This is a genomic window from Chitinolyticbacter albus (assembly GCF_024437655.1).
Classification (GTDB): domain Bacteria; phylum Pseudomonadota; class Gammaproteobacteria; order Burkholderiales; family Chitinibacteraceae; genus Chitinolyticbacter; species Chitinolyticbacter albus.
Map to the genome: position 1 here is coordinate 99,299 of NZ_JANBVF010000017.1, position 13,319 is coordinate 112,617.

Annotated in this window: 15 protein-coding genes; 14 read left to right on the top strand and 1 reads right to left on the bottom strand. The window is 65.0% G+C overall.

Translation table 11 applies throughout. The features are described 5' to 3' along the window. The first annotated feature begins 289 nt into the window (after positions 1-289). The 14 genes from cysM (at position 290) to NLI84_RS11995 (ending at position 11,992) form a co-directional block, all read left to right on the top strand. On the top strand, positions 290-1,168 hold the full coding sequence (gene cysM / locus NLI84_RS11930) for a cysteine synthase CysM (RefSeq protein ID WP_255990427.1): 879 nt from the start codon (positions 290-292) through the stop codon (positions 1,166-1,168). Beyond that, a complete protein-coding gene (locus NLI84_RS11935; RefSeq protein ID WP_255990429.1) occupies positions 1,165-1,434 on the top strand; it encodes a SemiSWEET transporter in 270 nt (89 codons plus the stop codon). The genes cysM and NLI84_RS11935 overlap by 4 nt, the downstream gene beginning before the upstream one ends. Continuing rightward, entirely contained in the window at positions 1,431-2,267 is an 837-nt protein-coding gene (locus NLI84_RS11940; RefSeq protein ID WP_255990430.1) for a 3',5'-nucleoside bisphosphate phosphatase, read from the top strand. Before NLI84_RS11935 ends, NLI84_RS11940 begins: the two co-directional genes overlap by 4 nt. A 261-nt stretch (positions 2,268-2,528) precedes the next feature. Further along, the gene (locus tag NLI84_RS11945; protein WP_255990432.1) at positions 2,529-3,152 is read left to right on the top strand and encodes an L-threonylcarbamoyladenylate synthase; all 624 of its coding nucleotides are present in this window, start codon (positions 2,529-2,531) and stop codon (positions 3,150-3,152) included. A 170-nt stretch (positions 3,153-3,322) separates the two neighbouring features. Further along, positions 3,323-3,826, top strand: a complete 504-nt coding sequence (locus NLI84_RS11950; protein WP_255990434.1) for a GNAT family N-acetyltransferase — start codon at positions 3,323-3,325, stop codon at positions 3,824-3,826. A 12-nt stretch (positions 3,827-3,838) separates the two neighbouring features. Further along, positions 3,839-4,198, top strand: a complete 360-nt coding sequence (locus NLI84_RS11955; protein ID WP_255990435.1) for a hypothetical protein — start codon at positions 3,839-3,841, stop codon at positions 4,196-4,198. After that, a complete protein-coding gene (locus NLI84_RS11960; protein WP_255990437.1) occupies positions 4,195-5,040 on the top strand; it encodes a segregation and condensation protein A in 846 nt (281 codons plus the stop codon). Before NLI84_RS11955 ends, NLI84_RS11960 begins: the two co-directional genes overlap by 4 nt. Further along, positions 5,037-5,612, top strand: coding sequence for an SMC-Scp complex subunit ScpB (gene scpB, locus NLI84_RS11965; protein ID WP_255990439.1), 576 nt, complete (start codon positions 5,037-5,039; stop codon positions 5,610-5,612). The genes NLI84_RS11960 and scpB overlap by 4 nt, the downstream gene beginning before the upstream one ends. 163 nt (positions 5,613-5,775) lie before the next feature. Continuing rightward, on the top strand, positions 5,776-6,498 hold the full coding sequence (locus NLI84_RS11970) for a PEP-CTERM sorting domain-containing protein (protein ID WP_255990441.1): 723 nt from the start codon (positions 5,776-5,778) through the stop codon (positions 6,496-6,498). 36 nt (positions 6,499-6,534) lie between these two features. Beyond that, positions 6,535-7,533: a hypothetical protein gene (locus tag NLI84_RS11975; RefSeq protein WP_255990444.1), complete on the top strand. Its 999-nt coding sequence runs from the start codon at positions 6,535-6,537 to the stop codon at positions 7,531-7,533. Positions 7,534-7,535: 2 nt separating this feature from the next. Next, positions 7,536-9,221 carry a single-stranded-DNA-specific exonuclease RecJ gene (gene recJ / locus NLI84_RS11980; protein ID WP_255990572.1) on the top strand — a complete coding sequence of 562 codons (1,686 nt, stop codon included), beginning with the start codon at positions 7,536-7,538 and terminating at the stop codon, positions 9,219-9,221. Positions 9,222-9,278: 57 nt separating this feature from the next. Next, complete coding sequence (locus tag NLI84_RS11985) at positions 9,279-10,694, top strand: chitinase N-terminal domain-containing protein (RefSeq protein WP_255990445.1); 1,416 nt, start codon at positions 9,279-9,281, stop codon at positions 10,692-10,694. A 2-nt stretch (positions 10,695-10,696) separates the two neighbouring features. Beyond that, positions 10,697-11,050 carry a gamma-glutamylcyclotransferase family protein gene (locus NLI84_RS11990; protein ID WP_255990447.1) on the top strand — a complete coding sequence of 118 codons (354 nt, stop codon included), beginning with the start codon at positions 10,697-10,699 and terminating at the stop codon, positions 11,048-11,050. A gap of 165 nt (positions 11,051-11,215) precedes the next feature. Continuing rightward, a complete protein-coding gene (locus NLI84_RS11995) occupies positions 11,216-11,992 on the top strand; it encodes a substrate-binding periplasmic protein (protein ID WP_255990449.1) in 777 nt (258 codons plus the stop codon). A gap of 3 nt (positions 11,993-11,995) precedes the next feature. On the opposite strand, the gene lysA is transcribed toward NLI84_RS11995, so the two are convergent. After that, positions 11,996-13,231, bottom strand: coding sequence for a diaminopimelate decarboxylase (gene lysA, locus NLI84_RS12000; RefSeq protein WP_255990453.1), 1,236 nt, complete (start codon positions 13,229-13,231; stop codon positions 11,996-11,998). Positions 13,232-13,319: the final 88 nt, after the last annotated feature.

The following is a 13,319-nucleotide window of genomic DNA, read 5'->3' on the forward strand; positions in this document are numbered from 1 at the left end:
AGGCTGGCATAGCCGCTTTGGGCGTCGCCGCGCGCGACTGCATCGTATTCGACGCCGCCGCCGCTGGGCTCGCATCCTCACTGGCTGCCGCGTCGTGGTACTGGTCGGCAATCAGGTGCCGGCACAGCGCGGGGTGATCGCGCGCATCGCCGACTATAGCGTGGTGCGCCGGGACGCAGCGACCGGCATATTGCTGTTGCCGAATGGCGCATCTGCAATCGCGGCGTAATGGCACCGGCCGACTCAGACGAAGCGGGTATAATCGGCCATCCTTTCAGAAGCCAAACGCATGTATCGCTACCTCGAAGACTTCGTCGGCAACACGCCCCTCGTACGCCTCAAGCGCCTGCCGGGCGATACGTCCAACATCGTGCTGGTGAAGCTCGAAGGCAACAATCCCGCGGGCTCGGTCAAGGACAGACCGGCGCTGTCGATGATCCGTAATGCCGAGGCGCGTGGCACCATCCGGCCGGGCGACACGCTGATCGAGGCCACCAGTGGCAATACCGGCATCGCGCTGGCGATGGCGGCCGCCATGATGGGCTACCGCATGGTGCTGATCATGCCGAAGAATTCCAGCCTGGAGCGGGTGCAGACGATGAAGGCCTTCGGCGCCGACGTGATCCTGGTCGAAGGCATGGAAGTGGCGCGCGATCTCGCCACCGAGATGGTTGCCGAGGGCAAGGGCCTGGTGCTCGACCAGTTCGCCAACCCGGACAACCCGCTGGCGCACTATGAAGGGACCGGCCCGGAGATATGGCGCGATACCGGCGGCAAGATCACGCATTTCGTCTCCAGCATGGGCACGACCGGCACCATCATGGGCACCGGCCGCTACCTGAAGGAAGCGAACCCGGCGATCGAGATCGTTGGTGTGCAGCCCATGGATGGCGCGGCCATCCCCGGCATCCGCAAGTGGTCGGCGGAGTACGTGCCGGCAATCTGCGACTTTTCCAAGATCGATCGGGTGCTGGAAGTGAGTCAACCCGAGGCCGAGGAGATGGCGCGGCGGCTGGCGCGCGAAGAGGGCATCTTCGCCGGCATTTCGTCGGGTGGCGCGCTCGCGGCAGCGCTGCAATTGTCGAACCAAGTGGAAAATGCCGTGATCGTCTCCATCGTGTGCGATCGGGGCGATCGCTACCTGTCCACCGGAGTGTTCCCCGCATGACCGCTGCCGACCTCGTCGGCTATATCGCCGGCTTTTGCACCACCATTTCCTTCCTGCCGCAGGTGCTGCAGGTGTGGCGCACCCGCTCGGTGGCCGACATTTCGCTCGGCATGTACAGCCTGTTTGTCACCGGCATCGCGTTGTGGCTGGCGTTCGGCATTGCCATCGGCTCCTGGCCGGTCATCATTCCCAATATCGTTACGCTGTTGCTTGCCGGTTCGGTGCTGGTGATGAAGCTGCGTTTCACCGCGAGGCAGCCCATATGAATCCGGTCGACCTGCACTGCCATTCCAACGCCTCGGACGGGCTGTTGCCGCCGCGTGAGGTGACGCGCAAGGCCGCAGAGCGCGGCTGCCAGCTGTTTGCGCTGACCGATCACGACGATACCCGTGGCTTGTCCGAGGCGGCCGACGAGGCGGCGCAGCATGGCATGCGCTTTGTCAGCGGCGTCGAGATCTCGGTGAGCTGGGGCAAGCACACGCTGCATATCGTCGGCCTGGGGTTCGATCCTGAGCATCCGGCATTGAAGACTGGGCTCGCCGGCGTGCGCGCCGGGCGTGATGCGCGGGCGCAGGCGATGAGCGATTCACTGGCGCGGGTCGGGTTGGACAACGTGATCGCTGGCGCGCGCAAGTACGCCGACAATCCGGAGATGATCAGCCGCACCCATTTCGCCCGTTATCTCGTCGAGATCGGCGCGGCCAAGGATACGAAAAGCGTGTTCAAGAAGTTCCTGGTGCGCGGCAAGCCGGGCTTCGTCGATCACGAGTGGGCACGCATGCACGAGGCCATAGGCTGGATACGGGAAGCGGGCGGCGTGGCTGTACTGGCGCACCCCGGCCGTTACGACATGGGCAACGAGACCATGCGCGTACTGCTCACCGAGTTCAAGCGCCTGGGCGGCGAGGCGATCGAAGTGGTTTCCGGTAGCCACGGCGCGGCCGATGTCGGGCGCTTCGGCCGGCTGGCGCAGGAGTTCGAGCTCTTGGCCTCGGTCGGCAGCGATTATCACGCCACGGGCGAAGGCGCGCGCGAGCCGGGGCTCAATGGCGATCTGCCACTGGGCTGCGAGCCGGTTTGGACGCGTTGGCTCAGTTGAGCCTGGGCTGAGGTAGGCTGCTGCTCAAGAACAGCCCGGCTCATCTGCCGCTGGCAGGCTGGCTGCAATGGAGGTGACAGTCCGCGTCGACGGGTTTCTCTTTCCGTGGCGCCGGCGCCATGCTCCGCGATGGCGCTCTCCTGTGGAGTGAAGTCCGCCCGTCTTGCCGCTTGCTGCAGCAAGCGCCTGCGTTTGGCTCGGCGGCTACCTGCGCGCTTGAACCGGCGCTTGCGGTCTATCGAATCGGGGTAACATGACGACATGTCTCAGTTTTTCTCCATCCATCCCGAAAATCCGCAGCCGCGCCTGATCAAACAGGCGGTCGAGATCATCCGCAAGGGCGGTCTCGTCGTCTATCCCACCGACTCCTGTTATGCGCTCGGCTGCGGCCTCGACAACAAGGATGCGCTCGAGCGCATCCGCCGCATCCGCCAGCTCGACGACAAACACCACTTCACGCTGGCCTGTCGCGATCTGTCCGAGTTGGGCACCTACGCTCGTGTCGACAACCAGCAGTTCCGCCGGCTGAAGGCGGCAACGCCCGGCAGCTACACCTTCATCCTGCTCGCGACCAAGGAAGTGCCGCGCCGCGTGTGGCACCCGAAGAAGCAGACCATAGGTTTTCGCGTGCCCGATCACCCGGTGGCCCTGGCCTTGCTCGAGGAAATGGGTTCGCCCATGCTGTCGAGCACCTTGCTGTTGCCCGGCGAGGAGTACCCGCTGACCGATGCCTGGGAAATCCGTGAGCGGCTCGAGCACGACGTGGATTTGGTGATCGAGGGGGGCTATTGCGGCCTAGAGCCGACCACCGTGGTCGATCTGTCGGGCGACGTCCCGGAGATCCTGCGCCAAGGCAATGGCAGTGCGGCGGTGTTCGGGCTGTAAATGTCGCGAGTCCGGGAACGAGTGCAATGGCGTGGTCGTGCTGGCGACGCGCTTGGCAACGGCGATGTCCGGCGGCATCATGCAGCCGATGACGTTGCCGCTGCGTCGCGCGCCCGACCTGGCCTGAGCCCGCAGTACGGTAGCGTATTCATGCCCCCGGAGGATTGCCCATGCTGATCCGTCACGCCACGCCGATCGATGCCCCGCAGATCCATGCGGTGACGTCGGCCGCTTTCGGCCGGGTCGAGGAGGCCGATCTGATCGAGGCGCTGGTCGATTGCGGGCACGTGTCACTGTCGCTGGTGGCCTGCGATTTAGCGGGTGAGGTGTGTGGCCATGTGTTGTTCTCTGCGGTCGACGCGCCTGGCGTACAAGGCGCGGTGCTAGGCCTTGCACCCATCGCGGTGGCGCCTGAGGCCCAGGGCCGAGGCCTGGGGTCGGCGCTGATCCAGGCTGCCTTGCGCGAATTGAAGGTGGGCGGGATCGCGGCGCTGGTGGTGCTGGGGAACCCCGCGTATTACCGCCGCTTCGGATTTGTTCCCGCCAGCCAGTATGGCTTGACCTGTGCCTACGATGTGCCCGCCGAGTACTTCCTGGCATTGGAACTCGCCCCCGGCGCACTCGCCGGCGGCAATGGCGTGGTGCAGTACGCGCCCGAATTTTCATCCCTGTAATTGGAGCCTGCCTTGCGTAATGCGTTGATTCCCGTCTCGCTGATCGTCATCGGCGCCGGCTGGCTGGTGAACAGCCTCAGCATCGCGCCGGCGGTGAGCTGGATCGTGGTGTTTGGCCTGGTGATCGCGGGCGCCGCCGTGCTCGTCATCGATGGTGCGAACAGGAGTTCGCGGGTCAGCGGCCCCATGCTGATCGCGGGAGGCGCCGCGGTGTTTGCGCACCAGTTCTACGCCATCGGCTGGAGCGTATTGCTGCCGCTGTTGTTGATGTTGCTGGGCGTGCTGATGCTGCTGGTCCGCGTCGATGGTATTCCCAAACTGGAAAAGCCTGAACCGATGCGCCTGCCCGGCCAGGACGACGACGCGCGATGAACGCCACGGTGGATGCCGAGGTGCTGGCCATGCCCATACTCGCGCATGTATTTGGCGAGCCCCTCAGCGAGCTGCCGCAGGATCTCTACATCCCGCCCGACGCGCTGCGGGTGCTGCTCGAGTCGTTCGAAGGCCCGCTCGACCTGCTGCTCTACCTGATCCGCAAGCAGAACATCGATATCCTCGATATCCCGATGGCGGCGGTCACCGCGCAATACATGCAGTATGTCGAAGCGATGCAGACCTCCCGGCTGGAGCTCGCCGCCGAATATTTGCTGATGGCGGCGATGCTGATCGAGATCAAGTCGCGGCTGCTGTTGCCCAAGCCTGCGAGCCAGCACGAGGGCGATGAACACGATCCGCGGGCCGAACTGGTGCGACGCCTGCTCGAGTACGAGCAGATCAAACTCGCCGCCTACGAGCTCGATCGCCTGCCGCAGGCGGGGCGCGATTTCCAGCTGGTGGCGGTGCTGTTCGAACGTGACGCGGTGGTCGTGCTGCCCGACGTGAACCCGGCCGATCTGCGCGCGGCCTGGCACGCCATCCTGGCTCGCGCCAAGCGGCGCCAGCACCATACGGTGCAACTGGAGGCGCTGTCGGTACGCGAGCAGATGAGCCACATCCTGCGCGTGCTGTCCGGTGGCCGCTATGTCGAGTTTCGCGAGCTGTTCGACGCCGTGCGCGGCGTGCCCATGCTGGTGGTAACCTTTATCGCGGTGCTGGAGCTGGTGAAGGAAAAGCACATCATGGTCAGTCAGGACGAGGGCTTCGTGCCTATCTATGTACGCCTGGCGGGCAGCGAGATCGAACGCGTCGGCTCGCTGGTGGGGGAGGGCGCATGAGCGAAGCCGCGCTTGAAAAATTGAGCGCAGCCGAACGCACCCACGCCAAACGCGTGCTGGAAACGGCGCTGCTGGTGGCGGGCGAGCCCCTGCCGTTGCCGACGCTCAAGCAACTGTTCCCGCTGCCGCCATCTGCCGCGGAGCTTAGCGCCTTGCTGGCCGATATCCAGCGCGACTGGGACGGGCGCGGCGTGGAGCTCGTCAAGCTCGCCTCGGGCTGGCGCTTTCGAGCGCGACTGGAAATGCAGCCCTACCTCGATCGGTTGAACCCGGAAAAGCCGCCGCGCTACTCGCGCGCGGTGATGGAAACGCTGGCCATCATTGCCTACAGGCAGCCGGTCACCCGCGGTGAAATCGAGGAGATCCGCGGCGTGACGGTCGCCAGCACCATCATCCAGGCGCTCAAGGAGCGGCAGTGGATCGACGTGGTCGGGCACAAGGAAGTCCCCGGCCGGCCCGAGCTGCTGGCCACCACCCGCGAGTTTCTCGACGACCTGGGCCTGGCATCGCTCACCGATCTGCCGCCCTTGGCCGAGCTCGGCAAACTGGTGCTCCCCGAGCCTACAAGCTAGACAGGGCTACACCTTCCGCCCGACCACAACTGAGGCAAAATGCGCCCCGCGTCGAAAATTCCTGCCATTGGTCTTGCAACATGTCGCGACTGTCTTTCGCAATGAAAAAGCAAAGGAAAAGGAGAGGATGATTGCATATTCCAATGTGTGGAAGGATCGTGTCATGAAACCCTGTTTATTACTCGCCGGACTGGGGTTGGTCTGCTCGGGTCAAGGTCATGCCGCCTTTATCGATTACACGCGATGGCTGGATCTGCAGGACAGCACTGTCGCGGTCGCTGGCAGCAGCAGTAGCGTGGTCATCGACGGCCGGCATTACGAGCGCTTCGATATGGAGTTGAATGCGAACCCGGACCGCCACGTCGACGCAAGCCCAGGCAATGAGCAAATCCGTTTCAACTACCGGCTGAACGCCCGTTTCTCGGAAGGCGCCGCGCTTACCACGTTTTCGTCGACTCCAATGACGGTCTATGCGCGTTATTCGCAGTGGGATCCGCAATTCGTCTGGGAAGGCGGATATCGCCACTTGCTGCCTGGCGCGATCGAGAACCGTGCATCGCTGAGCATCACCGATGGCACGTGCGACCCGGAAGGCTTCATCTGCTGGGGCTGGGGCCAGTTGCCGGGCTACGAGTATCAATGGCCAGGCCTGGCGCAGCCTGTCGGCACCTTCGCCAGCCTGGCCGATATCGATTTGTCGGTGTTTGCCACTTCCGTGATTTACGGGCCGGACAATGGCCCGGAAAACGATGCGCTCAGCCTGGGGGCGCCGCAGATCAAGCTCTCCTTCCTCGCGCCGGTCAGTGCGGTGCCGGAGCCGAGCGTCTATGCGATGATGGGGCTGGGCCTCGTCACGCTGATGCTGGGCCGGCGACGGCGTCGCTAGGGCGGTACGCGGTGGGGTGCATGGTAAACTCGTGCCATGCAACTCCACCTTGTCATTGCGCATGGCGCCTGGCTCGATGCGCGGCTTCAGGCCGACATCGTCCGTGATCTGGCGCTGCCGGCGCTGGCCTGTCTGCTTGGACGCGCACGGCGCGAACATCCCGCGGCTATTCCGTTCGAGGCCTGGCTGGCACAGCGCTTCGGTCTTGCCGCCATGCCAGTGGCACCGCTGACGCTGACGCTCGATTTACCCGACGCCGAGCAGGGCTACTGGCTGCGGGCCGATCCGGTGCATCTGCGCGCCAATCGCGACGAGCTATTGCTGAGCGACGCGGGCCTGCTGGGCATCACCCAGGACGAGGCCGGGGCGCTCGCCACCGCGATCAATGCCCTGATCGCCGAGGATGGCCTCACCCTTTATGCGCCCACGCCCACCCGCTGGTATTTACGGCTTCCCACCGATCCGGGCCTGAGCACCACGCCGCTTGCCGCCGTAGTCGGGCGCAACATCGATGGATGTCTGCCACAGGGTGCGGATGCCATGCGCTGGCACCGCTTGCTCAACGAAATCCAGATGTTGCTCTACACGCATCCGGCGAACGACGTCCGTTTCGACGCCGGCAAACCCCAAATCAACAGCCTGTGGCTGTGGGGGGGCGGCAGCTACCCCTTGGCAGACCCGCCCATTGCCCCGGCCGATACGGTCTACGGCAACGATGTGCTGGTTCGCGCGCTCATCGAGGCGGGCAAAGGCAAGGCCGAGGCACTGCCGGTAGACGGGCGAGCCGTGACCGCAAGTGGCATGGTCGTGCTCGATGCCTTGGCCGAACCGTTGCGCTACGGCGATGCGCATGGCTGGCGTGAAGCGTGGCTCGCGCTCGAGCGCGACTGGTTCTCGCCCTTGCTGGCGCGGCTGCAAGCGGGCGAGATCGAGCGGTTGGCCTTGAGTTTTCCGGAGCTGGGCCTGGCCATCGATGCGACGCCGGGCTTGCGTTGGCGCTTCTGGCGCCGTCCCCGCTTGCCGTGGGGCGCATGAATATGGCCGAAATCCGCACCCGCAATGTGCCCGATCAGCTCGCCGCGCAGCTGTGTTCCTCCGGCCTGTCGCAACTCGAAGCCCGGCTCTACGCCGCGCGCGGCATTGCCAGCCGCGCCGAGCTCGAATACGAACTCGCCCGGCTGCTGCCCTATGCGCAGCTCAAGGGCATAGACGCGGCCGCAACTCGGCTGGCCGACGCCATTGCGCGCCGCGAGCGCATCCTCATCGTCGCCGACTACGATGCCGACGGCGCCACCGCGTGCGCGACGGCGGTCAAGGGGCTGGGCCTCATGGGCGCCGTCGTCGATTTCGTCGTGCCCAATCGTTTCGAATATGGCTACGGCCTGACGCCCGAAATCGTCGAACTGGCAGCGCAGAAGGCGCCGCGGCTCATCGTCACCGTCGACAACGGCATTGCCAGTGTCGCCGGGGTGGCGGCGGCGCAGGCACGCGGCATCGACGTGCTGGTGACCGATCACCATCTGCCCGGCGACAGCCTGCCCGACTGTATCATCGTCAACCCCAACCAGCCTGGCTGCGGCTTCCCCAGCAAGCATCTGGCCGGGGTCGGCGTGATGTTCTACGTGCTGATGGCGCTGCGCGCCGAGCTACGGCAGCGCGGTGTCTTCGTTGCGGGCAGCGAGCCCAACCTCGCGCAACTGCTCGATCTTGTCGCACTCGGCACGGTGGCCGACGTGGTCAGGCTCGACGCCAACAACCGCATCCTGGTCGAACAAGGCCTCAAGCGCATGCGCGCCGGGCGCGCCTGTGCTGGCGTGCTGGCGCTGTTCAATGCCGCCGGGCGCAACCCGTTCAAGGCCAGCTGTTTCGACCTGGGTTTCACGCTGGGGCCGCGCCTGAACGCCGCTGGCCGGCTCGACGACATGAGCCTTGGTATCGCCTGTCTGCTGGCGGGCAGTGAGTCCGCCGCCTTGCCGCTGGCGCGCGAGCTTGACCAGATGAACCGCGCGCGGCGCGAGATCGAATCGGGCATGCGCGACGAGGCCGAGGCGGTGTTGGCGACGATGGCGGTCGACGACAGGCATTCGATCTGCCTGTTCCGGCCCGACTGGCACCAGGGCGTGGTCGGCATCGTTGCCAGCCGGGTCAAGGATAGATTCCACCGCCCGACGCTGGTATTCGCCGAGGCGAGCGAGAGCGAGATCAAGGGCTCGGGACGATCGATCCCCGGCCTGCATCTGCGCGATGCGCTCGATCTCGTTTCCAAGCGTCATCCCGATCTCATACTCAAGTTCGGTGGCCACGCGATGGCGGCCGGGCTCAGCCTGCGACCCGGGAACGTCGAGCGCTTCACCACCGCATTCGAAGCGGTATGCGCGGAGCTGATGCCGGCTGGCGCGCTCCATCGGGTGATCGAGACCGATGGCGCGCTCGATGCGACGGATTATGCGATGGATGTCGCCGAGACGCTGGAGCGCCAGGTGTGGGGCCAGGGTTTTCCCGCGCCGCGTTTTGCCGATACCTTCCGGGTGCTGGAACAAAGAGTGGTCGGCGAGCGGCATCTCAAGCTCAAGCTGCGCAACCGCTACGGCCTCGTGATCGAAGCGATGCGTTTCCAGCATGCCGAGCCGCTGCCGGCCGACATCCGGGCGGTGTTTGCGCTCAGTGTGAACGAATTCAGGGGTGAGCGGATGCTGCAATTGATGATCGAACACTGCGAGTAAGGTAGGCTAGCCAGACCGCCCGCGGCGAACGGGACGGAACACAAGGATGGAACGCGGATGAGATCGATCGTCGTCTTGTTGAGCTGCCTGCTGGCCGTACCCGGTCACGCGGTACTGCTGACCCCAGCCGAGGTGGACCAGGTGGGAGACATGGCGTGCACGCCCATGCCCAGCGGCCTGCTCGATTGTGTGGCCGTCGCGCCGCCCGATCCCCTGCCGGGGAACGATCCTGCCATCGTGCCGCTACCGGTGATCCGGTACGAGGGCGAGCAGTTCCCGCCTCCCAGCAGTGAAGCGCCCATCCAGCCGGCACTCGATCCTATCCCGTCGCAGCTCAAGAACAACAGGCTGACCATAGCCTGGGACATCGGCTTTGGCACGACGGCGCAGTACTGGGAAATCTGGGACAATGGCAATCTGCTGGCGCGCACGCGCCAATTCACCCGCCGGCGCATGGACCAGGGCGGAGCGGAAGGCACCGAGCGTGTGGGCGAGGTGCAGATCGTCTCGGTGCAAAGCGGCGTCTACACGTTGACCGACATGCCCGAAGGTCGCCATGAGCTGGAAATCAAGCTGTGCAATTCCGATACCGACGGCAAGCCGCTGTGTACCCCCCTGAAGGCCAGCACCTGGGTCGGCGGGCAGGGCGCAGCCGATGATGAGGCCGGCGACGAGCCGCCCAGCGTGCCCGAGCTCGAGTGGCTGCCCCAGGTCACCACGGGCGAACCGGTCGAACTGGGCTGGAATGTCTGGTGGGGCACGCCCGGCAGCTACTGGCAGGTGTACAACAACGGGCGCAGGCTCTACGAGTCGACCCGCTTTACCGACGCCAGTCCCAATAGCCAGTCCGGCAAGATGATAGTGACCGGGCTGCCGCAGGGCGTGCATGAGCTGAGCGTGAGACTATGCAGCAAGCTGCAATGCACGCCGAGCCCAAGTGTGCGCATCGAGGTGCTGTTGCCGCCTGCCACCGATGTTGCCCCCAAGGTCACCATCAAGCCGAGCACGCCCGATACTGTGCTGCTTTCCTGGTCGGTGCCGCAATCGGCGCTGAGCGAGCGGCCCGATCGCTGGGCGCTGCTCGATGCGGCGGCCGAGGTGATCGGCGAATCGCGCAGTGACGTGCGGGCGTGCCAGCTGCAGGATGCCAAGCTCGCCGGCGTGACCATCGCCAGCTATTGCAGCGAAACGCGGCTGGTGACCGCCGATTTTTCGGCGCCGGTGCGGGTTCAGATCTGCGTGAAGGATCAGTGCAGCAAGAGCGATGAAGTCGACCTGCAAGCGCAGGGCGAGGCGCTTCCCGTCAGCGCCGGTCGTCGAGCCGATCCGCCGCCGGCCACGACGGTGGAAAGCACGCCTCAGGCCCCCAGCGCCGGCCCTGCCGTTAAGGGCCGTTTCGTCGTTCCGGATGCCGCGCTCGATACCTTGCTCGACGAGGCCACGTTGACCGGCGGTACGCGCAATCGCAGGTAAGCGTGCAGCATCTGGTCTTTGTCTACGGCACGCTCAAGCTGGGCGGCTGGAATCATCGCTGGCTCAACGGTGCGCCTTGTTTGGGCGAGGCCAGAACGCTGGAGCAATACAGCCTCTACGCCGAGCAATATCCGTTTCTGGTCAGGGGCGAGCCGCGTTATCAGGTCGTGGGCGAGCTCTATGCGATCGATTCGAGCACGCTCGCCCATTTGGACGAGCTCGAAGGCCATCCGCATGACTACGTCCGTGAAGAGATCGCGGTGATCGCGCCAGGGGGCGGCTCGGTCATGGCCTGGGCGTATTTCCACGCCACACCCCGGGGCGTGTTGCTGGCGTCGGGCGTCTACCACTGCTGATGGGCAGTCCGTCCTCGCCCCAAGGACCACAGCTCGCATCGCCTGGCACCGGGACGGGGCGCCACCGAGTCGCCTGAAACACCACGCTATCGGACTCACGCGGACCGTGGGCCACCTCTTGCCGCGCAGTCGTTGTAAGCTAGGGCGTAATTCATGGGAAGCTCGATGACGCCCACTGCCATACTTCGTTGTGTTCTTGTACTGTCTCTGACGCTCACGACGGCGCATGCCGCGCCGCTGGTGCTCACCTTGCAGGAATACCCTCCGTTCATGGGCACACGGCTGGCCGGGAACGGCATGCTGAGCCAGGCCGTCGTGACCGTGTTCGAACGGGCGGGCTACGCGGTGCAGTTGCAGTCGGTGCCGAACAACAGGGCCATCGAAGCTCCCCGGCAGGGCATGGCCGATGGCAGCTTCGGCTGGGCGCGTACGCCGGAGCGCGAACGGGATCTGCACTACACGGCGCCCGTCATGTCGCTGCGCATGGTGTTCTGTCAGAAGGCTGGGCGCAGCTTTAACTGGCAATCGCTGGAGGATCTGGCGCCCTACACGATAGGCACCACGCTGGGTAATACCTATTCCGAGGGGTTCGACGCGCTGCTTGTCAGCGGCAAGCTGCGCACCGATGTCGCGCCTTCCGATGTGGCCAACCTGCGCAAATTGCTGGTAGGGCGCGTCGACCTCTTTCCCATCGATGCCGAAGTGGGGCCCTACCTGATGGCGCAGCAGCTGAGCGCCGCGCAGCGCCAGCAGCTGAGCTGTCCGGACCAGGCCTACTGGAGCGCACCACTGCATGTGGTGATTTCGCGCAAGCGGGCCGATGGCGCCAACATCGTCGCCGCGTTCGACAAAGCGCTCGCCACCATGCAGAAAAGTGGCGAGCTCGATGCGCTGATCGCGGCGGCGCGCCAGCGCATCCTGGCGCAGCCACGGGCGAAGTAAGGCTTACAGCACTTCGAGTGCCAACAGCTCCGCCACGGTCTGGCGGCGACGGATCAGCGTGGCCTTGTCGCCGTCGACCAGCACTTCGGGAATCAGCGGCCGGGTGTTGTAGTTGCTCGACATGCTGGCGCCATAGGCACCGGTGTCGTGAAACACCGTGAAGTCGCCGATCTCGGCAGTAGCCAGCGCGCGCGGGGCGACCACGCCACCTTCCTCCTGGGTGAACACGTCGCCCGATTCGCATAGCGGGCCCGCCAGCACCGTCGCCTGTTCCGTGCCCGGCTTGACCGTGCCCGTTGCAGTGAGCAGCGTGACTTCGTGGTAGCTGCCATACATGGCCGGGCGCATCAGATCGTTGAAGCCCGCGTCACACAACACGAAATGGTTGTTGCCGACATCCTTCTTGGCACGCACTTCGGCGATCAGCTTGCCCGATTCTGCGACGAGGAAGCGGCCGGGTTCTATTTCCAGGTGCACGGCGTGACCGAGGTGGGCCTCGACTTCCTTGCGCGCCTTGTCCCACAGGCTGAAGTAGTGCGTGGTATCGATACGCTCACCATCGACCCGATATGGGATCGACAGCCCGCCGCCGGCCGAAATCGCGCGGATATCGCGCCCGCTCGCCTTCACTTGCGCCACCATCGCGTCGCATACCTCGGCCAGATGGCTGTAATCGACGCCGGAACCGATGTGCATATGCAGGCCCACGAGGTCGAGCTGGTAGCGATCGATCAGCGCGTAGGCTTCGGCGAGATGCGTGTGCCAGATGCCGTGCTTGCTCTGCTCGCCACCGGTGTTGGTCTTCTGGCTGTGGCCATGGCCGAAACCGGGGTTGATGCGCAGCCACACGCGATGTCCCTGGTGCGCCTCGCCCAGCTGCTGCAGCATCTGCGGGCTACCGGCATTCACAGGGATATTCAGTTCCACCACTCGCGCCAGCGTTGCGCGATCAAGCAGATCGGCGGTGAAGACGATGCCGCTGTGCTCGCCCGTGGCATCGTAGCCGGCCATGACCGCGCGCTCGATCTCGCCCAGCGACACCGCGTCGACCTTGACGCCGGCCTCGCGCATCAGCTTGAGGATATGCACGTTGGAGCAAGCTTTCTGCGCGAAGCGGATGGTGTCGAAAGCTTGCAACTGCGTGATGCGCTCGCGAATGATCGCGGCGTCGTAGACCCAGCTCGGGGTACCGAATTGCTGGGCGATGGAAATCAGTTGCGGGCCGTTGACGGGTTTCATGGCGGGGGAAGTCCGGTTGATGGGTTGCGCCATATTCAAACAGAGCCGCCGCGCGTGGTACAACGCTATTTTCTAATCGACCATCAGC